The following is a 26,930-nucleotide window of genomic DNA, read 5'->3' on the forward strand; positions in this document are numbered from 1 at the left end:
GATGGGATTTCCGGGCGGAGGCACACCGGAGAAGGCCTCGTCGAGCGGAGAAGCGGACTCGAAGCAGGTCTCGTCGCCGGACGAGGGCAGCGCGGTCAAGCCGTGCCCCTGCGATCCGGAAAAGACGATGAGCCCGCAGATGAAGGCCGACATCGCCGCGGTCAACGCGAAGCTCGACACGGCCATCACGAACAACCAGAACAACTACGATTCGAAGGTCGCGTCCTACAAGAAGAAGGGCTGGCCGACCGAGGGCGATCCGAACCTCGAGAACATCAAGCGGCGCGGCGAGGAGCTCAAGCAACGCAAGAAGGAGCTGAACGACAAGATCAACGAGTGCGCCTGCCACGGCGACGGTCTCATGAACCTGGCGAACGTCGTGTACAACGAGGCGGGCTCGCACAGCATGAACGCGAAGACGGCCGTGGCCTACGCGTACATGAACCGCACGAAGGGCGTCCCACGCGCGCCGAACAATGCCGCCGAGATCTCGCATTACAAATCGATCGGGACGCGCGCCCAGGGCATGAACGACAGCAACGCCGGGCTCTTCGCGAAACAGATGACGGAGTCGATCGAGGCCGCCTGCCGCAGGCTCCGCGACAAGGATCCGGCGAAGAACGATCCGACGAACGGCTCGACGCACTGGGTGAGCCCCGACGCGCTGCCGAGCTCGGCCAACGGCTGCAGGAACGGCTACTTCGCGAACGAAGGTCGCTGCTTCCCCACCTGGACGGACAAACGCTGGGAGCCCGGCGTCAAGGAGACACTCGCCGAGGGCGTGCGCCGCGGCGAGTTCGTCTTCTACAACGGCGTCCGGTACTGAAATTCAAACGATGAGGCGGTCAAGCCACGCCGCGAGCTTTTCCTCGTCCGCCGGCTGGCTGCGATAGCCGACGTAACCGTCGGGTCGCACCATGTAAATGCACTCGGAGCGCGCTCCGAAGCGCCGGTGCAATTCGCCGTCCGGATCGAGCAGGACGGGCACGGCCGCGGGCAAGGCCGTGGGGACCTCGGACCCGGGGACGATGACATACGCACGCACGCGCTCGCCGAGCCGCGCACGCGCCGCGTTCACGACGCGCCCGAGCCGCTCGTAGCCCTCGTTCGTCGCGGCCGCGCCGTCGAAGCAAAGCAGCGTGTGCTCCGTGCCGCGAAGGAGGTTGTGCAGCGTGTCGCTTCCGACCGGCATGTCCGGCACACGCGCCCCCGGCGCGGGGCCGTCGCCGAAATGGATCCAGTCCGACAAACCCGGGCGCTCGTCCGCGCCGGTGACGCGGATGTTCCACAAGGACGATTGATCCTGCCCAACGATCGGGCTCTTCGGATAGGCGACCTCGATCTGCGACACGGTCCGCCCCGCGCGCTCTTTCACGAAGCCGAGGCTCGTCACGAAGTTCATGAGGTGGTTCCGGATCCCGATCGTGAGCGGACTCTTCAGCGCCAGCGCCGTCTGAAGCCCGCGCGTGCTCACGTCCGTGAAGCGCAACGTCTCCGCGGCGACGGGGCGCCGCTCGGCCTCGTACGAATCGAGAAGCGCGTCCTTCGCCACGCCGCGCGCCACGAGCGCGAGCTTCCAGGCGAGGTTGTACGCGTCCTGGATCCCCATGTTCATCCCCTGCCCGCCCGCCGGGCTGTGAATATGCGCCGCGTCACCGGCGAGGAACACGCGGCCGACGCGGTAATGCGGGACGATGCGGCAATGAATGCGGAAATCGATCATCCACGCGGGATCCCCGAGGGACGAACCCGCGGGGCCGCGCTCCTTCAGCAGCGCCTGAAACGACGAAAGCTCGACGGGGCGATCATCGTCGGGGTCGACGAACGTGAGCATGCGATACCGCCCCTCGCCCGGCAGCGGGAAGAAGCCGAGCATGCCGTTCGGGCCGAGAAAAATCGCGATCTCGTCCTCGTGCACCGCGACCGGGAGATCGACGCGGACGTCGGCCTGCATGATGCGCACGTCGTACGTCGAGCCCTCGAACGGCAGATCGAGCGTCTTGCGGACCGTGCTGTGCGAGCCGTCGCAGCCGAGCAGATACGGCACGCGCACCTCCTCGACCCACCCGTCCTCCGCGGCGAGCGCGGCCGTCACGCCGCCCTCGTCCTGCGAAAAACCCTGGAGCTTGACCTTGCGCTCGACCTTGATGCCGTGCACGCGTTCGAGGTGCTCGGCGAGCACGAGCTCGGTCTCGCGCTGCGACAGGCTCAGCAAATAGGGATACGGCGAGTCGATTCCGCCGATCTCGACCCGCGCGATACGCTCGAGCGCGGGCGTCATGACGCGCGCGCCCGCGACCTGCCGGCCGCGCTCGAGGATGGGGTCGACCACGCCCATGTCGTGAAAACATTCGAGGGTGCGAGCGTGGATGATTTGCGCTTTCGACCAGATCGAAGGGCCTTCGCCCTGGTCGATGATCCGGCACGCGAGACCGTGCCGCGAGAGCTCCGCCGCCATCACGAGCCCCACCGGGCCCGCCCCCACCACGAGCGCATCCAACGCCATCGCCGCTCCCTCCGTTCGCCGCGCCGAACGCCGCGGCCCTCCGGCATCATACTAGGAAATCGGCCTCTTCGAGGGGTAGGATTCACACGATGCAGGAACGGAAGGACTTCGGGGATGCCCTCGTGAAGGCCGCGCGCGCGCCGATCCAGGCCGCGAACGCGCGCCTCGGCGAGGGGGCGATCGGCGAGGGGATCGCCGCGCTCTCGAAGGCCGATCTGCTCGCCGGCCTGCGGCAGGGCATCGAGAACGCCGCGGCGGTCTTCAAGCTCCGAAACGTCGACGTCGAAGCGCTGCTGCCGTGGGATGCGCTCTTGCCCACGCTCGATCGCCTGGAGGCCGCCCAGATCGCCGCGCTGCGCGCCGTGCAACAGCACATGGCCACGGTGGGCGGGCCGCTCTCGGGCCCCACGCGAGGAGCGCCCTTCGACGCGCGAAAGCAGACCGGCGCCGAGGCGCTCTTCAAGGTCGCGAAGCGGTTCGCGGCCGATCCGAGGGTCTGCGGGCCCATCGAGCTCTTCGGCACGGAGGTCTCCGGGTGGGAGACGCTCGTCTCGCAGTGCGGCGATCGGCTCGAATCGAGCCCGCTGCACACGCGGTATGCGCGGCGGAAAATCCTCGTCCGCTCGGCGCTCGTGATCGTCATCCTCGGATCGTTCTCGGTCGCGGGGCGATCGGCCTACAAGACGAAGCAAATCGAGCACGCGCGCGCCCGCGTCGACGCCGCGCTTCGCGCCGAGGATCCGTGCGCGGTCGAGAAGCTCGCGCCCGAGGACATCACGCTCGCGACGCCGGAGCAGGTCACGGGCGAGAAATCGCGCCTCGAAGCCTGCGCGTCTGGGCGGGCCCGCGCTCGGTACGTCGCGGCTTGCGAGACGCTCGCGAAGAACTTCGATGCGGGCAAGCTCTCGGCGGACGATCTCGCGGTCGCCAAGGAGGCGGCGCCGCGCCTCGAACGCGCGCAGAAGCGCGAGCTCGGCGTCGAGGATCTGCTCGCGACGCCGAAGGACATGCCTTGCCAGGACAGCCCGTCGAAGGACCGGTTCTTCGGGACATACGCGGCGGCGGCGGCGGATTCGAAGAAGGTGTGGACCGAGGCGACACGCGTCTCCGACGACCTGCGCGACGCGCTCCGCGGCAAGGACGTTTCCACGAAGCCGTACCGGGACGAACTCACCCGGCGCGCCGAGCCAGCGGCGGCAAAGGCGATCCTGAGCGGAAAACCCGAGGACATGGAGCTCGGCCAGAAGCTCTGCGACTTCGCGGCGTCGTTCGGGATCGAGCGCGGGAAAAAATGCACGGGGCTCGCGGCGGTCCTGGCGAAGAAGCGGTGAGAGAGAGGCTTGCCTTGAACCTCGAACGATTCTGCCTGGCCCATCCGGGCGCTTTCTTGATTCCGGCCGAACACCTCGACGAGGGCTCCGTCTCGGCCGACGTGCGGACGCTGCTCCGCGAGGGGCGTGGTTTGTCGGAGGAGCAGATCGCTCTGTTCGAGCGCGGCTACCGGCTCTACCGCGAGCGCGCGGCCTCGCTGCACGCCCGCGCGCCGGGATCGTGGCTGCCGCCGCGCAAGGCGAACGTCCTCTTCATCACGGATCCCTCGCGCGTCCGGCCGTACAGCGCGCCTTTCCTCGGCGTCACGTGGACCCTGTACGCGTCGGACCTCGATCCCGCGCGCTCGCACGAGGAGTTCGTCTGTTATCAGATCTTCCACGTCGAGCGCCTCGCCTTCCTCAAGGCCCTGCGCGCGGCCGTCTGCTTCAATCTGAGTTACTTCCTCACGCGGACCGAGGACGAACTGCACGATTTCTCCCGCGCCGCCTCGCGCTCGACGCGGCCCGACGCTCCGGCCTTCGTGGCCCTCGCCCGCGCGCTGCACTGGATCCGGACGCTTTATCACCTCCCGCTGCGCGAGCCGCCCGCCGAAACGAGTGAGCCGCTCGGCCACGTCGACGGCGCGGATCTTTTGATCCCCAAGGGAACACGTCCGGACCTGCTCGCCCTCTTCGGCGCGTTCGACGCCGCGGCGCGCGAGATGGAAACGGCATTCCTCGCGGCGCAGGCACCTCGGGCAGCAGGACAAGAGGCGGTCGATTCCGTGTGCGTTTTCCTTTCGGAGGAGCGCCCGGACGTCCTCGTCGTGGAGCCGCCCGACCGTGTGGTGTATCGGCCGGAGGACGGGACAAACCTCGAGGAAGTCCGCAAAGCGCTCGCGCCCCTCGCCTCCGTGCGCGCGGCCGAGGGCTTGCGCGAGGATCTCCGGCTCGCGAGCGACAAGAGCCGCGCCGTGCTCGCGACGCTCCGGGATCCCGACGTGCTGTTTCGGACGAGCGCGGAGGTGGATCTCGAAGGCGGCGTGTACGTGCGGGCAGATCTGCGCCGCATCGTGTACGAGCTGCGCCAGCCCGGTTTCGATCCACTCCGCGAGGAAGGGCCGCCGTACCATCGGCAGCTCCTCGCGGCCCGCGTGGTCCACGAATGGGGCCACCTCGTGCACGAGGCCGGCCTCGTGCGTATCCCCGAGGCGCGAATGCCCGAATACGCCGAGGCCCTCGCGGCGCTCGAAACGAGCTGGGACGTGCTCGTCGCCGCCATGCCCGCGCGCCTCGAAGACGACGTGAAAAGCGAACTCGACGAGCTCGGCGCCGATCCTTCCCACCCCGGGCGCGCGCTCGCCCGGGTCATGCTCACGCGGATCGCCGATTACGCATCCAACGTGTTTTTCCGGAGCTACCTTCAGAGCGAGGAGCTCGAATCGTACGTCCGGACGAACGTGCGCCACCACCTGAACGAGGACCTCGGCCCGCTCGCGCAGCTCGCCAGGCACGCGGTGGAGGTGCAGTACCTCGGGCTCGCGTCGTTCCGGGACCCGATCCGTTACTTCCTGGATACGTCTTACTTCGAGGCGTACTTCGTCCGGACCGGGGTGTTTTCCGAAGAGCATGTGCGGGCGCTCTTCGCGGCGACGGCGCGGCTCTGCGCCTGCTACGAGCTCGACCACGCGGCGTTCGTCGACATGCCTTGATCCTCGGGCTGGCTGTCGCTCGCGAAAATGCAAATCGCATTCGCAAAGATAGGAGATCCAGACACGCCGTGATTTGGCTAGGGGTCGCGCATGCGCGCGTCCTCCCTTTCATCGATCGGAATCTTGTACCTCCTCGGCGCCACGGCGTGCGGAGAGCGGGGCGGTGCCCCCGAGGAGCGCCCTCGCGACGTGGAGGCGCGCCCGAGCCCCGCGACGGCCGAGATGCCGATCGCGCTCCGTGCAGCGGCCATCGCAGCGCGGCAGGCCGAGGCGGGGGAGGCGTATCGTTTCGCCCGGGCAGAGCCGAGGCGACCGTTCCGCGCGGACAATCCGGCGCAAGGGTTCGTCGCCGAAATGGATGCGGCATCCGTTCGGATCGAGCGCTCGACGGGCGGCGGTGAGGCATTTCAGGTCTCCATGGCCTTCGCGGGTTTCGGCTGCGAAGGCGACCTCCGCGCACCGGCTCCCGCCGAGCCCACGGCCACGGGCAACCGCACGGAATACCGGCGCGGGAACGTGACGGAATGGTACGTGAACGGCCCGCTCGGGATCGAGCAGGGCTTCGACGTCGCGAAGGCGCCGGGCTGCAAGGGCGGACTCTCGTTCGAGATGGCCGTGTCGGGCGGGCTCGCGGCGACGATCGCGAAAGGCGGCGAGGCGATCGATCTCGTCGATGACGAAGGCCTCGCGCGGCTTCGGTACGGCGAGCTGTACGTCGCCGACGCGACGGGCAAACCCGTGCCGTCTTCGCTCGGCGTGCGCGGCGGGCGCATCACGATCCATGTCGACGACGCGGGCGCCGCGTATCCGCTCCACGTCGATCCGCTCGTCGCCATTCCGCGCTTCCGGCTCGTCGCCTCCGATGCGCAGGCGTCGGACTATTTCGGCAGCGGCGTGGCGATCGACGGCGACACCGCCCTCATCGGCGCCGACGGGGACAGTTATGCCGGCGGCACGGACGCCGGATCGGCTTACGTGTTCATCCGCAATGGCCTCACGTGGACCCAGCAGGCGAAGCTCGTCGTGCCGGGCGCGGCCCAGAACGACTTCGTCGGCTCGTCTGTCGCGCTCGACGGCGACACGGCGCTCGTCGGGGCCCGGGGCGACGATACCGCGGCCGGCGCGGACGCGGGCGCGGCCTACGTCTTCGTCCGCAATGGCACGTCATGGTCGCTCCAGGCGCAGCTCGTCGCGTCCGACGCGGCGACGGGCGACGGGTTCGGCCTGTCGGTCGCGCTCGACGGCGACACGGCCGTCGTCGGCGCCGATCTCGACGACACCGCGACCGGCGTGGATTCGGGCTCGGCCTACGTCTTCGTCCGGAGCGGCACCACGTGGACGCAGCAGGCCCAGCTCCTGCCGAGCAGCGGGGTCGCGGGCGGGGTGTTCGGCCGGTCCGTCGCGGTCGAGGCCGACACGGCGCTCGTCGGCTCGCCGCACGGGACCGCGGCGGGCCGGGTGTACGCCTATGTCCGGACCGGCGCCACGTGGACGCAACAAGCCTCGATGGGCCCGTCGGACGGCGCGTCGGACGACCGGTTCGGCAGCGCGGTCGCCTTGAGCGGCGACGCGGCGCTCATCGGCTGCCCCTACGACAACGCGGCGTTCGGGCTCGACGTCGGAGCGGCGTACGTGTTCACGCGAAGCGTGAATACGTGGACCCAGCAAGCCAAGCTCGTGGCGGGCAACGCCGTGGAGAACATGATCTTCGGCAACGCCGTCGCAATCCGCGGCGACCGGGCCGTCGTCGGCGCGTACCGCGCCGCGCCCCTGGGCAACTCGGCCGTCGGCGCCGCGTACGTGTTCGTGCGTAGCGGCAATACCTGGTCGCAGCTCACGCAGATCGACGGGCCGAACGGCCTCGGGTTGTTCGGGTACAGCGTCTCGATGAGCGGCAATCACTTCCTCGTCGGGGCGGTCACCGAGTCCTTCGACGCGAAGGGGGACGCGGGCGCGGCGTATGTGTTCGAGCTCTTCGAAGCGCTCCCGAACGGCGCGGCCTGCAATGTCGCGGAGGAGTGCACGAGCGGCTTCTGCATCGACGGCGTGTGCTGCAACAGCGCCTGCGGATCCGGCGTCTCGACCGATTGCCAGGCGTGCAGCGTGGCCCAGGGCGCCGCGATGAACGGCACGTGTGGCCCTGCGGTGAGCGGAACCGTGTGCCGCGCGGCGAACGGCGGCTGTGACGTCGCGGAGACGTGCAATGGCTCCTCGACGAGCTGCCCGTCCAACAAATACATGGCCGCCGGAACGATCTGCCGCGGCGCGACGGGCGCCTGCGACGTGACGGAGATGTGCCCCGGGAACAGTGCGGCCTGCCCCGCCGACGTGATCGCCCCGGCGGGGACGTCGTGCCGCCCGTCCGAGGGCGCCTGCGACGAGGCCGAGTTCTGCACGGGGTCCGGCGTGGTTTGTCCCGACGACGTCTTCAAGCCGGCCGGCACGAGCTGTCGCGCCCAGGCGGGCGTCTGCGACGTGGCCGAGAGCTGTACCGGCGATGCGGCGGCTTGCCCGACGGACGCGCTCAAGCCGGCCGGCACGAGCTGCCGCGCCGCGGCGGGCGCCTGCGATGTGGCCGAGAGCTGTACTGGGAGCAGCGTCGCCTGCCCTGCCAATACGTACCTCCCGTCGGGCACCACCTGCCGCGCGCCTGTGGGCGCCTGTGACGTGGCCGAGGTTTGTCCCGGCAACGCAGCCGTTTGCCCGGGCGACACGTTCGTCGCCGCCGGGACCACCTGTCGCGCGCCTCTGGGCGCGTGCGACGTGGCCGAGGTTTGCCCCGGCAATACAGCCGCTTGCCCCAGCGACGTCCTCGTACCCGCCGGCACGACGTGCCGTCCGTCGGCGGGGGTCTGCGATATCGCCGAGGCGTGTACGGGCGCGAGCGGCGCGTGTCCCGGCGACGTCCTCCAGGGTCCCATGGTGGTGTGCCGACCCGCGGCCGGCCCTTGTGACGTCGCGGAATCGTGTGACGGCGCGAATGTCGCCTGTCCGCTCGATTTCGTGGCCGACGTCATGACGGTCTGCCGCCCTGCGGCCGGGCCCTGTGACGTGCCAGAGAAATGCGACGGGGTCGGCAAGGGCTGCACGGCGGACGTGATCGCCGACACGACGGTCACGTGCAGGCCGGCGGCGGATGTGTGTGACGTGCCGGAGAAATGCACGGGCGTGTCGACCACGTGCCCGCTCGACATGACGTTCCCTGACGGGACGGCGTGCAACAACGGGGTTTGCCTCGAAGGCGAATGCACGGACGGCACCGGAGGCGCGGGCGGCAATGGTGGCACAGGCGGTAGCGGCGGCGCAGGAGGCAGCGGCGGCGCAGGTGGCGGCGGTGGCGCGGGCGGTATGGGTGGCACAGGCGGCAGTGGCGGCGCTGGCGGTAGCGGCGGCGCTGGCGGTAGCGGCGGCGCTGGCGGTAGCGGCGGCGCTGGCGGCACCGGCGGCGCTGGCGGTAGCGGCGGCGCTGGCGGTAGCGGCGGCGCTGGCGGCACCGGCGGCGCTGGCGGTAGCGGCGGCGCGGGCGGTAGCGGTGGCGCGGGCGGCACCGGCGGCGCGGGCGGCACCGGCGGCTCCGATACCGTCGATCCCGCAGCAGACGACGCCTGCGGCTGCCGCATGGTCGGCGCACCTCCCACGCCCACGCCTCTCGCCCTGCTCTCGCTCCTCCTCACCGCGGCAGCGCGTCCCTTCCGGCGACGCCGCTCCCGGTCCTAACGAATCCGCTCCCGCAGATCCGGCCGCGTCCGCGGATCCTTGAAGGTCACGTTGCTTGTCGAATACGCGGTCGACACGCCGCCGAGAACGCTCGAAACGGGCAAGAGCAGGACGAGCCCGGTGAAACCCACCACCGAGAGCGCGGTCTGCGTGCCCTTCTCCTCGGCGAACGGCGTACCGATGGCGCCCGTCAGCATGAGGGCGCCGCCCGCGATGATTGTCGCGAGAAAAGGCTGTTGCACCGCAGCGAGAGCGGCGCGTCGGACTCGATGTGCACGAAGGCCTCGGCCGTTGGCGTGGGGCGCGGATCGGGCGCGTCTTCCCCGCGAACGATTGGGCTCCCGAGGAGAAACGCGAAGCCGAGGAGGAGGGAGGGCAAACGCATGGAGGCCCGGAGGCCTCCATTCTACATGGCGGCGAAAGAGTCAGTCGATCGAAGGCTTCACGCCGAGCTCTTGCAGGACGTTGTCCGCCCCCTCGACGTCCATCACCCAGAGCACGTACCGCAGGTCGACGTGGATCGTCCGCGTGATTTCCGGCAGGAAGATCACGTCCGAAGCCATCGCCTCGTAATTGCCGTCGAACGCGAGGCCCACGAGCTCGCCCTTTCCATTCAGCGTCGGCGAACCGGAGTTGCCGCCCGTGATGTCGAGGTCGCTCAGGAAATCCACCGGCACCTCGCCGAGCGCCGCGTCCGCGTAGGGCCCGAACTTCTTCGCCTTCGCCGCCGCGAGCAGCTTCGCGGGCGCCTCGAACGGATCCTTGCCCGTGTGCTTCTCGACCATCTGCGACACGGTCGTGAACGGCGTATAGACCGGCGCGTCCTTCGTCGGGCGATAGCCACGCACGCTGCCGTACGTCACGCGCAACGTACCGTTCGCGTCGGGCGCGATCTGCTGGCCCATCATCTTCTGCAGCGCCTCGAAATACTTCGGCCGGAGCAGCGCCATCGCGCCGTCGAACGATTTGCCCCGATCCTCGGAGGCCTTGTACACGGGGCGCAGGGCCACCGCGAGCTTGATGAGCGGGTCCTTGCTCTTCTTCAAATCGTCGAGCTTTGCCGTTTTGAGCAGCTCGAGCCGCGCCTTCTCGTCCTCGAGCTTCGTCCCCTCGTAAAGGCCCTTCACCGCCTTCTCGATCGACGCCGCGTCGAGCTTCTTGCCCGCGATCGTCGCGACGAACGCCGGCCGCTCCTTCTCGGGCAGCTTCGCGATCCGCTCGAGGGCGAGCTTCAACATCGCCTGGTCGATCACCCGGTCATACGAGACCGCGAGGCGCGCCATCTTTTGCTCGTGTCGCTTCCAGGTGCGCTCCTGGTACTCCGGATCGCGATCGGCGTCGGCCTTCGGGCGCTCCTCCGCCATCCGCACGATCGCCGTCGCCGCCTGGAACAGGCTCGCGCTCATCATCACGTCGCCGAGCGCCATGTCCTCCTCGCGCGTCTTCTTCCGCTCCGCGACGAGCGCCTCGATCTTCGCGATCACGTCGCCATAAGCGGCCTTGCGCTCCGCATCCCCGGAAATCCACGACGCGAGCTCGGCGTCCTTCTTCGCGCGCTCCGCGGCCACGCCGCCCTTGCCGAGGCCCTCGGCAAGGCCCTTGATCTTCGTGAGCGCGTTCGAGATGCCGCGCAGGAAGGGGTTCGCCTTGATCGCGATCTCCTCCTTTTGCTTGCTCACGGCCTCGAGCACCTTCACGCCCTCCTCGAAGGCCGCGATGCGGCGCGGATATCCCCATTCGAGCGCCTCTTTGATCTCGAACGAGGTGCGCAGCCGGTTCGTGGTGCCGGGATACCCCGCGACCATCACGAAGTCGTTCGGGGCGAGCGGCTTCTGCGCGAGGCGCAGGTAGTGCGCCGGCTTGTAGGGGACGTTCGTCTCCGCGTGATCCGCGGGCTTCTGATCCTTGCCCACGTAGGCGCGCAGGAACGAGAAGTCGCCGCCGTGGCGGGGCCAGCGCCAGTTGTCGATCTCGCCGCCGAAGTTGCCGACGCCCTCCGGCGGGGCATACACGAGGCGCACGTCGCGGATCTCGAGCTGCTCGACGAGCAGGTACTGCGCGCCACCGAAGTACGCCTTCAGCGAACAACGCACCTCGGGCCGATCCTTCTCACACGCCGCGACGAGGCTCTTCTCGCGCGCCTCGAGCTGATCGCTCCGCGCCCGATCATTCGGCAGCTTGTCGAGGCCGTCGCGGACCTCCTTCGTGACGTCCTTGAACGAGCGGGTCACGAAGATGCGGTTCGTGGGCCCGGCCCACTTCTCGTCGGCGCGCGTCTTCGCGAGGTAACCGTCGTTCGCCACGTTCTGCTTCGGCGTCGCGTTGTACTGCAGGATGCCGGTCACGCAGTGGTGGTTCGTGACGATGAGGCCATCGGGCGACACGAACGAAGCCGAGCAGCCGCCGAGGCTCACGACCGCGGCGAGCGGCGGCTGCATCGGATCGGTGAACGCCTTCGGATCGAGCTCGAGGCCCGCGCCCTTGAGCTTCGCTTCATGCTCGGCGAGCTGCGAGGGCACCCACATGCCACCGGGATTCTCGAAAGGCTTGCGCTCCGGTCCCTTCACCTCCGCCGCCTTCGTGCCCTCCTTCTGCCCTTCCTTTGCGCCGTCGGTCGACGACGAGGACGAGGCCGATTCAGCCGGAGGCGGGGGCTCGGCGCCGCAGCCGAGGCCGAGGCCGAGGGTGGAAACGAGCAGCGCCAGTGCAGAAAAAGAGTTCGTCGGGCGAGGCATGGCGAGCCCTGTAGCACCTTTCTTCTGTTGACGCAGTCCCGCGCAGGCGGCGATCCTCTCGGACCATGCGCACCCTGACAGCGATCCTTGCTTCCTCGTTTCTCCTTGTCGCGCTCCCCTTCGTCGGCTGTTCGGGAGGCGACTCCAATAACAATACTTCCGCGGCGAGCAACTTCTCCGGCGGCGGCGGCGGAGTCCAGAGCAACGGCTGCAACAACAACCAGCCGGATGGTTTCTGCAACTACCACGGCCAGAACCCCGAGACCTGCGCGTGCCCCGACTGCGTCGATCAGGCCGCGTGCGTCGGAACCTGCCAGGACAACGACACCTGCGACAACGGGGAGATGGGGACCGAAGATTGCACGTGCAACGATTGTTACTTCAAGGTCGCCAGTTGTCCCCCGGCAAACGTCGGCTGTGAAGACGACGGCGCGTGCTTGATCAACGAGGACTGCACCTGCGCCGATTGCACGAATACCGACCGGTGCACGACGAACTGCACGAACAACGGCTCGTGCGTCGAGTACCTCGAAGGTTGCTCCTGCAACGATTGCAAGCCGCTCGAGAAGTGCGGCGGCAGCGGCGCCACGTCGAGCACGAGCGCATCGTCGAGCACCGCAGCGAGCACCGCTGCCTCCACGGGCTCGGGCGGCGCCGGCGGGGCCGGCGGCGCGGGTGGAGCCGGTGGGGCCGGTGGAGCCGCGGGCGCCGGTGGGGCCGGCGGCGCGGGCGGCGCCGGCGGGGCCTGATTTCGCCAAAATCGAGAATACGCACGCAACCTTGCGTGATGTATCGAGCGTCGCGGACATGCCTTCGCGTTATGCTGCGAGGGGAAAAGTCCATTCCTTTTCCAAAATGGCCCCGAGGTAGGGAAGTAGGGCCTAGATTCCCACCATTCCAGCGGCGGCGGTCCTCGTGTAGAAGAGAGCTTCCGTTACGTATGACTTTCCAGACTCGTCCCGACGAGGCTGGAACCACCTACGAGGCCGCTCATGCCGCGAACGCGAAGACGACTCGGAAAGCATCTTGGCTCCATTGGTCTGGTGTCCCTGGCCGCGATCGGCGCGCTGGGGTTCACCGGCTGCATCGCTGGGGAGGACGATGGTCCGTGCGTTTCGGACCAGATGTTCTTCGCCGAGCAGGTCTGGGCTCCGATCCTTTCGAACAACTGCATCGCCTGCCATACCTCGAACGGGGTCGCGAAGGACTCGAGCCTCGTGCTTCGAGGCAGCAGCGAAGCAGGCTTTCTCGACACGAACTACGAGATCATGAAGAACGCTGCCGCCCTCCAGCAGGACGGCATGTCGCAACTGCTCGCCATGCCCACCGGCGGCACCGCCTCCCGCAAGCATCCGGGTGGCGTGGTCATCCAGCCGGGCAGCGACGAGTTCAAGGCGCTCGAGGAGCTCGTGAACCGCTTCAACGAGCCCTCGTCCTGCGAGACGAACCTCTCGGCGACGTTCACGGGCGTGCAGCTCGCGACGCCCGCCGAGACGCTGCGCAAGGCGTCGCTCTCCCTGGTCGGCCGACTGCCCACCGTGGAAGAGGAAGATGCCATCGAGGCCGGCGGCATCCGCGCGCTCGATCCGATCCTCGACAACATGATGACCGAGGAGACGTTCTACACGCGCCTGAAGGAGATCTACAACGACCAGTTCCTCACGGATCGCTACCTGGGGAACGAGGACGCGGTGCAGCTCCTCAACGACATCGATTATTACAACCCCTACTGGTACGACCAGTTCTTCGACGGCGCGAACGCCGAGCCGAAGGCGATGGAAGACGCCATCGGCAAATACGGCGCCTGGAACGCCGACGACCTCTACAACAAGCTGCGTTCCTGGACGAACCGCGGCGTGGCGCGCGAGCCGCTCGAGCTCGTGGCCCACGTGGTGCGCGAGAACCGGCCGTTCAGCGAAGTCCTGACGGCGAACTACATCATGGTGAACCCCTTCTCCGCGAAGGCGTTCATGCTCGGCGACGACCTGCCCTTCAAGAACGACGCCGACCCGAACGAGTTCATCGAGGCGCAGATCCCGAGCCTGCCGCACGCCGGCGTGCTCACGTCGCCGATGTTCCTGAACCGTTTCCCGACGACGGAGACGAACCGGAACCGGGCGCGCGCGCGCATGGTCTACCAGTTCTTCCTCGGCACCGACATCCTGAAGACCGGCCAGCAGCCGCTCGATCAGACGCTCATCACCGAGGTCAACCCGACCCTCAACGCGGCCGCTTGCCAGCAATGCCACGTGGAGATCGATCCGGTCGCCGGCGCGTTCCGGCACTGGAACGGGCGCGCGGCGTACGACCCGATGACGCCTCCGCTCGACGACATGCGTCCGCCGGGCTTCAAGGGCGAAAAGACGCCGTACGAGCAACTGCCGCAAGGCCTGCAGTGGCTCGCCCCGCGCGTCGCCGCTGACCCGCGCTTCGCCCTCTCGGCCGTGTACATTGTCTTCGAGGGCCTCACGGGGCAGAAGCCGCTCGTGGCGCCGCAAGATCGCAAGGCGAGCGACTTCTCGACCGAGTTCCAGGCCTACCTCGCCGAGTACACGGAGTTCAGCAAGATCGCGCGCGAGTTCGAGGCTTCGGGCTACGACCTCAAGGTCGTCGTGAAGCAGATCATCCACTCGCCCTACTTCCGCGCGAAGAACAGCGGCTCGCTCGACGCGGCCGGCAAGGCGCGGCTCGGCGAGGTCGGCATGGGCCGCCTCATCACGCCCGAGCAGCTCCACCGGAAGATCCAGGCCGTCCTCGGCTATCCGTGGCGTCCCCGCGCGTACGAGGACAACGGCGGCACGTACGACTACCTGCTCCGCGGCGATGCCTACCGCATGCTTTACGGCGGCATCGACTCGGCCGACGTGGTCAAGCGCGTCATCAGCCCGAACGGCATCATGGCGAACATCGGCGAGCGCATGGGGAACGAGATGTCCTGCATCGCGGTCCCGCGCGACATGTGGAAGCCGACGGAGGAGCGCACGCTCTTCCCGTACGTCGAGACGAGCTTCGAGCCGGAAGACAAGAATGGCTTCGCGGTCGAGCCCGCCGTCGCGGCCATCAAGAAGAACATCCAGTACCTCCACAAGCACATCCTCGGCGAGACGCTGCCCGACGGGCATCCCGAGATCGAGCGCACCTACAAGCTCTTCCTCGATACGTATCGCGAGGGCGTGAAGGGCATGAGCGACGCGTCGCAGCCCGAGGGCAAGTACTCGACGTGGCTGGCCGGGCCGTGCCGCGTGGAGAACGATTACTGGACGCGTACGCCGCTGCCTGAAGAGGATCGCCTGCGCGAGGATCCGAATTACGTCATCCGTTCGTGGATGACGGTCGTGACGTACATGCTGTCCGACTACCACTTCCTTTACGAGTGAGAGGCGAGCCCCCATGGACCGAAGAGATTTCCTCAAGATTGCATCGACGGCGGGGCTCGGCGTTGCCGCGAGCACCATTCCTTTCACCAGCGACGCCGGAGCTGCGCCCTATACGGGCAAGTTCTGGATCATGATCCACGCCGGCGGCGGCTGGGACGTCACGAGCCACTGCGACCCGAAGGGTTCGAAGGGGCCGGATGATGCCGATCCGATGAACCACTACCTCGCGGACGCGATCGGGACGGCGGTCGGGAGCAAGAGCAAGCTCCCGATGCGATACGCCCCGGATCCGGACGGCGCGAACAAGGCGTTCTTCGACAAGTACGTGAATGACCTGATGGTCCTGAACGGCGTCGATACGTCGACGAACAGCCACGACGTCGGCACGCGCGTGACGTGGGCGGGCACCTTGGCCGAAAACAAGGCCTCGTTCGCGGCGCTCACGGCCGCCGTCGCGGGCGGCTCGCTGCCAATGGCGTACATCTCGTACGGCGGTTACGACACGACGGCCGGCACCGTGGCGGTGACCCGGGTGGGCAACATCGACGCGATCCGTCGCATCGCCTACCCGAACATCATCGACCCGATGTACGACGAGAACAAGACGCCGTACTACACGGAGGAAACGGAGGCGCGTATTGCCGAGACGCGCTCTGCTCGCCACATGGCATACGCCGAGAAGCAGAACCTGCCGCGCATCCAGCAGTCGATGGGTATGCTGTTCACGGCGCGCTCGGGGCAAAACGAGCTCAAGAAGCTGACGGAGTACCTGCCCGCGCAGCTCGAGAACTCGAACCTCCGTCGTCAGGCGCAAATCGCGCTCGCCGCCTACCGCGCCGGCATTTGCGTCAGCGCGAACCTGGGCATCGGCGGGTTCGATACGCACGGCAACAACGACGACCAGCAGTTCGGTCGGCTGGCCGAGCTCTGGGACGGCATCGATTACCTCGTCGAAGAGGCGAAGGCGACGGGCGTCTGGGGCAACATGGTGATCGTCGTCGGGTCCGATTTCGGCCGGACGCCGGGGTACAACTCCGGCAATGGCAAGGACCACTGGTCGATCACCAGCATGCTGCTGATGGGCGCGGGTATCCCGGGCAACACGGTCATCGGCAAGACGACCGAGCGTCACAACCCGATGAACATCGACCCGAACACGCTCGAGCCGGTCGAGGGCGGCGGCGTCCGCCTGAAGCCCGGCCACGTGCACCGCGCGTTGCGCAGGCTCGCGGGGATCGATCAGAACGAGGTCGCGGCGCGCTTCCCGATCAAGGAGAAGGAAGAGCTGCCGCTGTTCGGCTGATCGTCGCCAGGGCGAATCGCTGAAATGAAGAAGGCCCCCTCGGTTCGTCCGAGGGGGCTTTTTTTGCGTCGACAGGCCGTTGGTTCGTGCTGCTCGCGCTTGCCGCATGGTTGCGACGACGGGCGCGATGCGCGTCGGGTTCGGCGTGACCACTGCCGTCGGATGCCGACGAAAGCACGAGGGGACGAAGTCGTTCATCGAATGTCGACCGCGCGCGTGCGCTTTCGGCTATAAGCGCGCTCCGATGATGCACTCCTCTTCATTTTCATGAACGTGACGACGTTGCGTGTGGTTGGGCGGGTTGGCTACTGGGCGCTCGTCTTCGGGGCGATGCTCGGCTCGACGGGGTGCGAGATCATCGCCCGAGTCGATCGCAGCCAGATCGACAACGGCCAGGGCGGCGTGAACGCGGTGTGCGGCGACGGTACCCTCGCCGCGCCGGAGACGTGCGACGACGGCAACGAGGCGAGCGGCGATGGCTGCTCCAGCGACTGCGCGGTCGAGAGCGGCTGGACCTGCTCCGAGCAGCCCAGCACGTGCACGAACGTCGACGACTGCACCCCGAACCCCTGCCAGAACGGCGGCACGTGCACCGACGGCGTCGACGGATACACCTGCCAGTGCGCGCCCGGCTTCACCGGGACCAACTGCGAGACCAACGTCGACGGCTGCACCCCGAACCCCTGCCAGAACGGCGGCACGTGCACCGACAGCGTCGACGGCTACACGTGCCAGTGTGCCCCCGGATTCACCGGGACCAACTGCGATATCAACATCGACGACTGCGCCCCCGACCCGTGCCAGAACGGCGGCACGTGCACCGACGGCATCAATGGCTACACGTGCCAATGCGCGCCCGGATTCGGCGGGACGAACTGCGAGACCAACGTCGACGACTGCGCCCCGAACCCCTGCCAGAACGGCGGGACGTGCACCGACGGCATCAATGGCTACACGTGCCAATGCGCGCCGACCTACGAGGGGACCCAATGCGAGGCCTGCGCCGGCACCCTCGCAGACTGCAATGGACTCACGTCCGACGGCTGCGAGACGAACCTCCAGAGCAACGCCGACCACTGCAACGCGTGCAACCTCGCGTGCTCGACGGGCGACATCTGCTCGAACGGCGCCTGCCAGGCTCCGCCCTCCGGCCAGGTCCCCGGCACACCAATCAGCGTCCCGGCCACGCACACCCCGCTGGCTCCGGCGGTCGCCGACGTAAACGGCGACGGCAAGCTCGACATCCTGGTGGCCAACGCCGAATCGGGCTCGACGATGAGCCCCTCCGGCTCGGTCTCCGTTTTCTACGGCAACGGCGACGCAACCGTCCAGGCAGAGGTCAATTATGCGGGCGCCACGCTCTCCAGCAACGCGGTGGTGGCGGCCGACGTGGACGGCGACGGGTGGCTCGACGCCGTCACCGTCGACGGCCAGACCAACCTGCCCGCCACCAACGGGAACATCAGCGTCTACCGCAACCTTGGCGCAAGCGCGCCCGGGACCTTCGGCGCGCTGACGAGCTTCACCACCGGCGCCCCAGGCTCGGTCCACCTCTGCGCGGGCGACTTCGACGGCAATGGGCTGGTCGACATCGCCACCACCAGCGTGGTCACGAACCAGGTGAGCGTGATCTTCGGCACCGGCGCCGGCAGCTTCGGCGCGCCCGTGCTCATCACCATCCCGTCCACCGGCGGCGTGCAGTCGACCATCGCCTGCCGTGACCTGAACGGCGACAACCACCCCGATATCGTGGTGACGAGCCCCAGCTCCGCGCGCCTCTCGATCCTCCTCAACCAGGGCGACGGTTCGTTCGCCGCACCGGTCTCCTACACCAACGCCCTCAACGGCCAGACCGCGGGCATCGCCTTCGGCGACGCCGACGGAGACGGCAAGCTCGACATCCTCGCGAACGGCGCGGCCGGCGCATACCTCTTCTTCTTCAAAGGGAATGGCGACGGCACCGTCGCTAACGGCGTGCAGTCCGCCACGGGAGCCGGCGCAGTCGCCAACTCGGCGCTGGGGGTCGTGGCCAGTGACTTCAACGGCGACGGCAAGCTCGACGCCTACATCCTGGCCACCGCAGCCACGGGCGGCGTCCGCCCAATGACCGGCAATGGCAACGGAGGCTTCACCGCGGGCGCCCTCGTCACGACAGGCACCTCGCCCGGCCTCAACGCCATTGCCGTCGCGGACCTGGATGGCGACGGGTATGACGATCTCATCCTGACCAACAGGGGCTCCGCCACCCTCACCGTGATCCCCAACGGGCTCTGAGAGACAGCCGTCGCCCCCGCTGCCGTCGCCGGCAGAGGGGGCACGGCCCGGCGGATTCGCCCGTCGCAGCGCCGGCCATCGCATTGCAGCATGCCGTCGACGATCGGCCAGCGTCATCCGTGCAGGCCAGGCGGAGGCGGAGGCGCGGGCGCGTGCGTTACCGGGTGGGGCAGAGCGCGAGGCGGATCCGGGCGAGGCGCAGGCGGGCGTAAGACCACCGCCCGAGAACTGGACCGACGCCGAGCGCTGGTTCTGGGAGCCGTGACAGCGGCTCACGCCATGCGCACGCACCCCGGGCTTGGGAGCGAGAAGCAGAACGGAAGGCGCGATCGATGCGCGCGTTCCCGCTCACGCCTCCTCTTCGCCCTTATCGGCTTTGGCACGTCCGGACTTCACTTGATCCCATGTCGTCCGGAAGAGTTCCCCTAGCCTTTCGAGGTCGTTGATTGAATCCATCGTAACGCTCGACCATTCAGCGTACGGCGTCGTTGCCACCGGAAGCGAACCGGCGATCGGGGTCGCCCGCTCGGGCGGCAGCGGCACCCAGATCGCAGGTCGCTTTCGGCCGCCAAAGAAGCGGCAAATGACCCAGCTACGACGATCAGCAATGTGAATCTTGAAATAGGAGGCCGTGTCCTCGTAAAGGATGGGGCGTGTCGGGCCGAGCATCCGCTGGACGATCGCGAATGCATCGAGCTCCTCCTGTGTCGTGTCGATCTTGCCCTTCTCCGCTTTGGCCTCTTCGGACTTCACCTCCGCGGTCCTGCTCTCCGTGATCCTCGGCTCCGTGCTCTTCGGCTCCGTGGTCTTCGGTTCTGTGGTCTTCGGTTCCGTGGTCTTCGGTTCCGTGGTCTTCAGCGCTTCGGCTTTGATGGCGACGCCCTTGGTGGCGGGCTCTTCGCTCGCCTGCGTCGCTGCTCGCTCACGAAGCATATTGGAGAGCACTCGCTGCTTTGCCCATTCGCTGATCGCATTTGTGAGAGCGGGTTTCCAGCCGTCCAAGACCGCAGCCGTGAGGTTTCGTGTCTCGATGTTCAAAACGGCCAGCCGAGTGAACTCCGGCGAGGGCTCAAGTAACCGGGTCAATTCGCCAATGAGCAAATTTCGCTGGCGAGTCCGCTGTGCGAACGTCCTGAGTAGGCTCGAATTGTATTCCGACTTTTCGAGGACCGTCAGGAGATCGAGAGGCGGTTCCTCGCCCAAGACGTCCCACGTCACGAACGGGTCCTTGTCCATGACGTTCTCGTTGACCAGGTCCGTATAAAACTTCCACTGGACGCCGTTGGTCAAAATCCCCAGTTTGACCTCCAGCGCCTTGGCGAAATAATCGGCCAACTGCTCGTCGTAACCGGCTAGCTTCTTTCCTACTTCCTTGGCCTCGACGAAGAAGAGGGGGTGCCCCCCATGCAAGAACGCCCAATCGATCGGCTTCGAGGATCGCTCCTTGCCGAAATCCACCTTGTACTCAGGGACGCATTGACGTGGATCGGTCAGATCGTACCCGAGCAGGGTAAAAAGAGGACCTATCAGGCTTTGCTTCGTCGCCTGCTCGTTGCCTTTCACATGGTCGGCCAGTTCCTTGACGCGGTTCACGTACGCTTCGATGGCTTCCTTCTTCATGCGTAGCCCCCTCACCCGGCATGCTACGCTCGCGCTCGAACGAGCGTCAATGTTCTTGTGATGAAGAGCCCATCCCCGGCGCACGTAGGCGTGTCACCAGCGGGGCCGGTCCAAGAGGCGCGCTCCCGCGCGCGGCGGAGGCGGAGGCGGAGGCGGTAGGGTCAGTTCAGATCGAAGTACACGTCGAAGGTGCGTTTGTCGCGCTGGGTTCGCACATAAAGCTCCTCGAACACCGCGTGCCCGGTTAGGCTCACGTAGGCGCGTGGAGCGGGCGGCGCCGTTACGACCTCGGCAGGAAGCAGGGGGGCGTCACATAGGAGCACCCCCTCGAAGTTGCTTTTCCATCCGATTGACTTCTTGAGGAGGATGCAAGTGCGCCCATCAGCGAGCCGCGCCACGTGCACCTGGGCATCCGTGCTCGCCCCGGCAAGATCGCCCGGGAGGGAAATCTCTTGCGTGGATTTGGGCGCGACGCTCTGCGCATGCACCCAATCGAGTACCCGCGCGTCCTGTGCGCTCCCCCCGCATCCCACACCAAAGAGGCTCATCAGCACCCCCAGGTAGGGCCCCCATTGTCGTTGCCGCCACGTGCGCATGCTCCTCCTGCTCTTGGTTGCTTCAAGCGTACCACTTCTAGACGGGTACGTGCGAAGCGCGCCAACGGGGGCGCTCCGTGGTCAGAGGGGGCGGGATCTTGTGGGTTTTGTAGGGTGCGGGGCCCCGGAATCCGAAGCAGAGGCGGAGGCGGAGGCGGAGGCGCGTGCGCGTGCGTGTGCGTGTGCGCGTGTGCGTGCGCAGGCGGATCAGGCGGGCGCGAGCATTGGCAGGTGCCGTCGGGCGAGGGAGAGGCGGGCGTAGGTAGAAATTGCTTGGGTGGATGTGTTCCTGCACTTTGCGATTCACTCTCAATGCGGCCCAACGCCACGGTCTGCCGCGGGCCGGGGCCGTCCAGCGAAGCGAACATGCCCGGCCCGTCGGCAGCAACGGCTTGTTGGGCAGTGCATGACGGTCCTGATGCTCATTGCGTTTGCGCATTGCCGCTCGATATGGGGAGCGGGCCGGAGCGAGTGGGCCGACGCGTGGGGCGGAGCGCGCACGTCATTGCGACACCCAGGAGCAATACTCGACGGGCGTGGGCGCTGGACCGCATCGGCCACCGAGGTTCGCGCCGAGCTTGAACACGTAGACCCTGCCGTCCTGAGACACCCAGCCCGCCTCCAGGTGATCCCAGACCCCACAGGACCCGCCGACGTCTCGAGTCGGCACAGCCGCTTCGCCCATCGTCCCCGGGAGCCCGTGCGCCACGAGCGGCAGCTTGGCGTCTCCGGAGCGCGTGCGCCGCAAGAGTTCGACCTTGTAGCCCTCGCCCACGAACTGGAACTCGACCGCATTGAAACGCAGCGCGTGCGGATCGACGGCGACACCGGAAGGGCCGCAGTCTTGGCCGCCGATCTCTCCCGGGATCAGCGATTGCCAGCGGCCCTTGTCCAAGGCTCGCTGCGCCTGCGGGCGACGGGTGGCCCGTGCCGAGTGTGCCCAGAGCGTGAACACGACCTGTTTGTTCGTTCGGACGTCGAGGAAGGCGAGGTGCAGGCTGGCTCCTTCCTCGATGGTCCATCGCTCGTCGAGAATGGCGATGGTTCGACCATCGTCGCTCATCGCCGGGAATCGCCTCGCGACCTCGGGTTCGACCATGGTCGTTCCATCCGGGCGCTGATCGAAGCGGAGCGTGACCGGCGTGAACGCCGCATCGGCCTTCGGCGCTCCCGCGTTACACTTTCCGTCGCTCGAGGGCGCCGCATGAGCGTCCCCGTCGGGCGGGCTCGGGGGAACGCTCGCTTTTGGCGAGGGGATGCTCGATGGCGAGGGGATGCTCGATGGCGACGGCGCGGCGCCGCGACACGCCGCGACTACCCCGATCGAGGTCGTGAACGCAGCCTTCATCCATCGAGAGATCATGGTGCAGTATACATAACGCCTCGGGCGATCTGGAATTCGCGACTGTTGCCGCAAAATTCATCAACGCCCCGGCACCGGCACGCACCTCGGCCCGCTGCACGGCACGTGCTCCGGGACGCAGCACGCTGCGCGCGAGGGGCCCAGCTCGACGTCCGTCACCCGCACTGTCAGGTCGGGCAGCGCGATCCTGCCCACCGCGGTCCACGCGCGCGTCTCGGCGCAGGCCGTGTGGCCCTCGGCCGGTGGGGGATCGATCGCGAGCTTGCGCGACAGCACGCCATCGATCGGGAGCGACACGGCGCCGTCGTGCGCCTCGGCCTCGATGCCCCACTCGGTCTCAATCAGCGCCGCGAGTTCCGGCGCTCGCAGATCGCCCCGTGCAATCCGCGCGAGCTCTCCGCGCGCCCACGCGTGCGCCGCGGTGCCGTCGCCCCACGCGCCCGTCGCCGCGGCGTCCACTCGGATCGACGGCGGCGCCGCGGCGAACGGCGTCACGCAGCCCGTGCAGCGCGTTCCATCGAGGCCCACTCCGTCCGTGCGTTCGAACGGGCCGACGATCCCGGTGATCGTCGCGTCGCTCGCCGGCTGCCACAAGAGCAGCGCGCCGCGATCGTCGCCGTCGCGCACCAGACGGATCGCCACCGCCGGACCCAGGACCGACCCCGTGATCGGCTGGCGATCGAGGCGGCCCACCATCGAGCCCGAGACCACCTCGTCCTCATGGTCGGGGAGCGCGCCGAGGTTGTTCCGCGCGTCGATCGTGCCGCGGTAGAGCACGGTGTCGTCCGCGTAGGCCCACCACATCCGGCGCCGCACCTGCTCGACGCCTGCCGCGTGCACCGACGCGAGCGCGGGATCGCTCGCGGGATCGACCGTCTCCCGTGGCACCGCGCGCGCGGTGCCGCACGCGCCGAGGATCACGCCGAGCGTTGCTGTCATCGTTCGCACGCCCGCAGCGTGCCATAGGGCCGAGCCGATCGCCCGCGCTGCGGAGGCGGAGGCGGAGGCGGACGTGTGCTTCGGGGTCGCGCGAGAGCATCGCATCTCCGGCGCGCGGTCGCGCGCGCGATCGTTCTACCTGCGCGTCCGACGGCCCCACGCTCGCGCCTTCAGGCACCTAGATGCCATGATGTAGGACAATCGGCCGGCCGATTGTGTCGATCTTACCGTCCGCGTTGCGGATAGTCGTCGGTGCAAGGGGCCCCGGAATCCGAAGCGGAGGCGGGGGGCGGAGGCGGAGGCGCGTGCGCGTGCGCGTGCGCGTGCGTTAGCGAGGCGGATCCGCGCGAAGCGCAGGCGGGCGTACGCGGTATCCAGGCGGATCCGGAGCGCGCGGGCAATCTGCGGCATCGAGCGGCCTTCGATTTCGTAGGCCCAGAGCACGGCCGCGAGCTTTTTCGTGAGCTTCTGGATGGCCGTCCGGGGCAGCCGCGCCGCGTCCATGGCCTGCGTCACGCGTGGGTGGAACGCAGGCTCCGGCAGCTCGCCCGGGAGCATCTCCCGGCAATGCCGCGCTTGCCTGCGATGGTTCGCCGCGACGTAAAAAGCGACCGTGCAGAGCCAGGAGCGCGCCTGTTCGCCCGATGTGAGGGTCACACGGCGGCGCCACGCGACGAGAAAGACCTCCTGCACGAGGTCCTCCGCCTCGCGCTCCTCGACGCGGCCATGCTTCAGCAGGACCGAACGGACGAAGCCACGGTATTCGCGGTAAAACCACGCGAAGGCGGCCTCCGGGGAGGGTACGGTGTAGGTTTCTTGGCGGATTCAGGGCAGACGTCTACGTTGCTCACAGCTTGTGAACTCCGGTGCTTCGGGGTTTGCAGGTGAGACGCCTGTCGGTGTTACCAGCACCGGCTGGCGTCGCTTGTTTTGCCTCATGAATTGGGGCGCGAGGCAATCGCGAATGAGGGATTGGTTCGTCGTGGTAGAACCCCACGATCCGCCCTGAATGGGGAGTGGGGTGTTGGAATGGGAGCCGCGATCCCGGGCTAAAATTCCCTCGCCCCTCTCCCGTCCCGCTGAGCATTGGTCTCATCTTGGGAGGCGCTGCGCTGGGGCTTTGCCCCAGGCCCCACCGGGGCAGCGCCCCGGCGCGCGACGTTCGTCATTCTGGAGAGAAAGCCTTCGCCCGCGCCTCCTCGGACAAATCCCGCGAGATGTCCGGTCCTGCCGCCGCCTTGCACGTGAGCCTTCTCACCACCTGATCTCGACCCAAAGGTGGCGTGCACGCATCTCCAAGTCGCGTGCACGCGTCTCCAAGTCGCGTGCACGCGTCGCCAAGTCACGCGGGCACGCCTTCCCCTCGTGCCCACGCATCTCCGCGTCGCGGGCACGCGCCTTCATGACATTCCCGAACGATCTCCACGTCATGCGCACGCGTCTCGACCTCACGCGCGCGCGCCTTTGCTCCCCGCCCACGCGTCATTTTCCTGCGCCCACGCGCCTCGGAGACGCGCCCACACGCCTCGCACCTCGCTCGCGCGCGACGCCTCCGCGCGCGGCGGGGACACGGGCGGCGCCTCGCCGGGGCGCCGCCCCGGACCCCGCGGGGGCTGTTCGCCCCTCGACCCGAACCAGGGCAAGCCCTGGACCATTTGGGGAAGAACTGCGCGATGCGCAGTTCTTCCCACAGGCCGGTGGCAAGACCACGGACGGCGTTGCCGATCGAAATGGCAGCGCGACTGTTTTGGTTGGCAGGAGCGTAGCTGCTCTTGCCTCGGCCTGTTCGATGAACTGCGCATCGCGCAGTTCATCGACCCGAGTCCAGCGCTTGCGCAGGCCCCGGGTCCAGGGGCGGATAGCCCCTGGTGGGGCCTGGGGCAACGCCCCAGCAAAGGCGCTACATGCGCGTGTCAGTGATTCCCCATCGCCTTGCGCAGCGGCTTGTTGAACGCCGCGATCGCGAGGCCGGCGGCGACGCCGAGGGCCATGAGCAGCAGGAAGAAGTTCGTCGGCGACCACTTCGTGTACAGGATGCCGATGTAGCCGCTCAGGATGTTGCCGAAGAAGCTCGACATGAACCACATGCCCATCATCATCGACACGAAGCGCACCGGCGACACCTTCGTCACGAGCGACAGCCCGATCGGCGACAGGTAAAGCTCGCCGATCGTGAGCAGCGCCGTGCAGACGAGCGGCCACATCACGCTGCCTTTGCCCCCGCCGATCATCTGCGCGCCCCCGACCATCACGATGAACGACAGGCCGAGGATGATGCAGCCAACGGCCATCTTCGTGACGCTCGACATCTCCTTGCCGCTCTTCGCTTGCGCCGCCCAGATGCGGTCCAGGATCGGCGCGAAGAGGAAGATGAAGAACGGGTTGAACGACTGGAACCAGGTCGAGGGGATCTGGAAGCCGAAGATCACGGGCCAGACGGTCTTCTCGTCGGCCCAGGTCTGCATCGTGTTGCCCTGCTGCTCGTAGACGGCCCAGAAGATGATGTTCAGCGCGCAGAGGATGACGAGCGCGCCCATGCGCTGCCCCTCGTTCTCCTCCTTCACCACGGCCTGGGCTTCGCCCTTGCTGTCCTCGCGCTTCTTCAGCGTGTCCGGCGCGAGCGTGCTCGGCCCGAAGAAGAACTGGATGAGCAGGCCGAGCACCATGCCGATGCCCGCCGCGAGGAAGCCGTACCGCCAGCCGTTGTTCTGGGCGAGGGTGCCGCAGACGAGGTTCGTCAGGAACGCACCCAGGTTGATGCCCATGTAGAAGATCGTGTACGCGCCGTCGCGGCGCTTGTCGTTGGGCGGATAGAGGTTGCCGACCTGGGTCGAGATGTTCGGCTTGAAGAAGCCGTTGCCGATGATGAGGAGCAGGAGGCCGAGGAAGAAGAGGTTCTCGGCGCCGAAGAGGACGAACTGCCCGAGCGCCATGAGCGCGCCGCCGAGATACACGGAGCGCTTCTGGCCGAGGTAACGGTCAGCCATGTAGCCGCCGAAGAGCGGCGTCAGGTAGACGAGGCCGGTGTACCAGCCGTAAATGGCCGAGGCGACTGGCTGCATCGAGCACGTCTGCTGCGCGACGGACTGCGCCATGTCCGCGGCCATCGGCGCGATGTTCCTCGTCGGATCCCCCTGGACGAGCAGCCCCACCTTCTCGTTCACACACTGCGTGAGCGTGGCGGGATCGACGTCGGGCAAGAACCCGCGGATGACGCTCCAGCCGAAGACATCACCCGGGTTGCCGGTCGCGTCGTACGCCTGGCCCTGGAATCGCTGGCGGTACGTGACGAACAGGTAGTTCACCAGGTACAGCTTCAAGAGGCCGCGCATGCCGTAGTAGGAGAACCGCTCCCACATCTCCGTGGTGAAGAGCACGAAGAGGCCGGCCGGATGGCCGAGGATCTCCTTCTTCGACTTGGGTCCCGACCACTGCTGCGCCGCGGGATCTTGCTGGACGTTGCTCGCCATCGGGACGC

General features: G+C 67.7%; 17 protein-coding genes. 8 read left to right on the forward strand and 9 right to left on the reverse strand.

Going from position 1 to position 26,930, the window contains the following annotated elements:
* The first annotated feature begins 1 nt into the window (after position 1).
* Positions 2-826 (forward strand): hypothetical protein, encoded by an 825-nt coding sequence (locus KEG38_RS41375; protein WP_272426076.1) that lies wholly within the window; start codon positions 2-4, stop codon positions 824-826.
* A gap of 3 nt (positions 827-829) precedes the next feature.
* Here the strand turns inward: KEG38_RS41375 and KEG38_RS41380 are convergent, their stop codons facing one another.
* On the reverse strand, positions 830-2,506 hold the full coding sequence (locus KEG38_RS41380; protein ID WP_272426078.1) for an FAD-dependent monooxygenase: 1,677 nt from the start codon (positions 2,504-2,506) through the stop codon (positions 830-832).
* 89 nt (positions 2,507-2,595) lie between these two features.
* Between KEG38_RS41380 and KEG38_RS41385 the strand changes: the two genes are divergently transcribed.
* The 3 genes from KEG38_RS41385 to KEG38_RS41395 all read left to right on the forward strand — a co-directional run bounded on the left by KEG38_RS41385 (position 2,596) and on the right by KEG38_RS41395 (position 9,245).
* Entirely contained in the window at positions 2,596-3,837 is a 1,242-nt protein-coding gene (locus KEG38_RS41385) for a hypothetical protein (RefSeq protein WP_272426080.1), read from the forward strand.
* A gap of 14 nt (positions 3,838-3,851) precedes the next feature.
* Positions 3,852-5,528 (forward strand): hypothetical protein, encoded by a 1,677-nt coding sequence (locus KEG38_RS41390; protein ID WP_272426081.1) that lies wholly within the window; start codon positions 3,852-3,854, stop codon positions 5,526-5,528.
* A 90-nt stretch (positions 5,529-5,618) separates the two neighbouring features.
* Positions 5,619-9,245 (forward strand): hypothetical protein, encoded by a 3,627-nt coding sequence (locus KEG38_RS41395; protein ID WP_272426083.1) that lies wholly within the window; start codon positions 5,619-5,621, stop codon positions 9,243-9,245.
* Here the strand turns inward: KEG38_RS41395 and KEG38_RS41400 are convergent.
* Together KEG38_RS41400 and KEG38_RS41405 are read right to left on the reverse strand one after the other, a co-directional pair.
* Positions 9,242-9,487, reverse strand: a complete 246-nt coding sequence (locus KEG38_RS41400) for a hypothetical protein (RefSeq protein ID WP_272426085.1) — start codon at positions 9,485-9,487, stop codon at positions 9,242-9,244. The two genes, KEG38_RS41395 and KEG38_RS41400, sit on opposite strands and share 4 nt — an antisense overlap.
* Positions 9,488-9,670: 183 nt before the next feature.
* Positions 9,671-11,980, reverse strand: a complete 2,310-nt coding sequence (locus KEG38_RS41405) for a S46 family peptidase (protein ID WP_272426087.1) — start codon at positions 11,978-11,980, stop codon at positions 9,671-9,673.
* A gap of 65 nt (positions 11,981-12,045) precedes the next feature.
* On the opposite strand from KEG38_RS41405, the gene KEG38_RS41410 reads away from it, so the two are divergent.
* From KEG38_RS41410 to KEG38_RS41425, 4 genes are all read left to right on the forward strand, one after another.
* Positions 12,046-12,729, forward strand: coding sequence for a hypothetical protein (locus tag KEG38_RS41410; protein WP_272426088.1), 684 nt, complete (start codon positions 12,046-12,048; stop codon positions 12,727-12,729).
* A gap of 294 nt (positions 12,730-13,023) precedes the next feature.
* On the forward strand, positions 13,024-15,357 hold the full coding sequence (locus tag KEG38_RS41415) for a DUF1588 domain-containing protein (protein WP_272426090.1): 2,334 nt from the start codon (positions 13,024-13,026) through the stop codon (positions 15,355-15,357).
* 13 nt (positions 15,358-15,370) lie between these two features.
* On the forward strand, positions 15,371-16,660 hold the full coding sequence (locus KEG38_RS41420) for a DUF1501 domain-containing protein (protein WP_272426093.1): 1,290 nt from the start codon (positions 15,371-15,373) through the stop codon (positions 16,658-16,660).
* A 267-nt stretch (positions 16,661-16,927) separates the two neighbouring features.
* A complete protein-coding gene (locus KEG38_RS41425; RefSeq protein WP_272426095.1) occupies positions 16,928-18,934 on the forward strand; it encodes an FG-GAP-like repeat-containing protein in 2,007 nt (668 codons plus the stop codon).
* 348 nt (positions 18,935-19,282) lie between these two features.
* Here the strand turns inward: KEG38_RS41425 and KEG38_RS41430 are convergent, their stop codons facing one another.
* From KEG38_RS41430 to KEG38_RS41455, 6 genes are all read right to left on the reverse strand, one after another.
* The gene (locus tag KEG38_RS41430; protein ID WP_272426096.1) at positions 19,283-20,554 is read right to left on the reverse strand and encodes a hypothetical protein; all 1,272 of its coding nucleotides are present in this window, start codon (positions 20,552-20,554) and stop codon (positions 19,283-19,285) included.
* A gap of 161 nt (positions 20,555-20,715) precedes the next feature.
* Positions 20,716-21,102, reverse strand: a complete 387-nt coding sequence (locus KEG38_RS41435; RefSeq protein WP_272426098.1) for a hypothetical protein — start codon at positions 21,100-21,102, stop codon at positions 20,716-20,718.
* Positions 21,103-21,652: 550 nt separating this feature from the next.
* Positions 21,653-22,513, reverse strand: a complete 861-nt coding sequence (locus KEG38_RS41440) for a hypothetical protein (protein ID WP_272426099.1) — start codon at positions 22,511-22,513, stop codon at positions 21,653-21,655.
* A gap of 60 nt (positions 22,514-22,573) precedes the next feature.
* Positions 22,574-23,452 carry a hypothetical protein gene (locus tag KEG38_RS41445; protein ID WP_272426101.1) on the reverse strand — a complete coding sequence of 293 codons (879 nt, stop codon included), beginning with the start codon at positions 23,450-23,452 and terminating at the stop codon, positions 22,574-22,576.
* 135 nt (positions 23,453-23,587) lie between these two features.
* Positions 23,588-24,277 (reverse strand): RNA polymerase sigma factor, encoded by a 690-nt coding sequence (locus KEG38_RS41450; protein WP_272426179.1) that lies wholly within the window; start codon positions 24,275-24,277, stop codon positions 23,588-23,590.
* Positions 24,278-25,365: 1,088 nt separating this feature from the next.
* Entirely contained in the window at positions 25,366-26,922 is a 1,557-nt protein-coding gene (locus KEG38_RS41455) for a peptide MFS transporter (RefSeq protein WP_272426103.1), read from the reverse strand.
* Positions 26,923-26,930: the final 8 nt, after the last annotated feature.

This window comes from Polyangium jinanense (genome assembly GCF_028435265.1).
Classification (GTDB): Bacteria; Myxococcota_A; Polyangia; order Polyangiales; family Polyangiaceae; genus Polyangium; species Polyangium jinanense.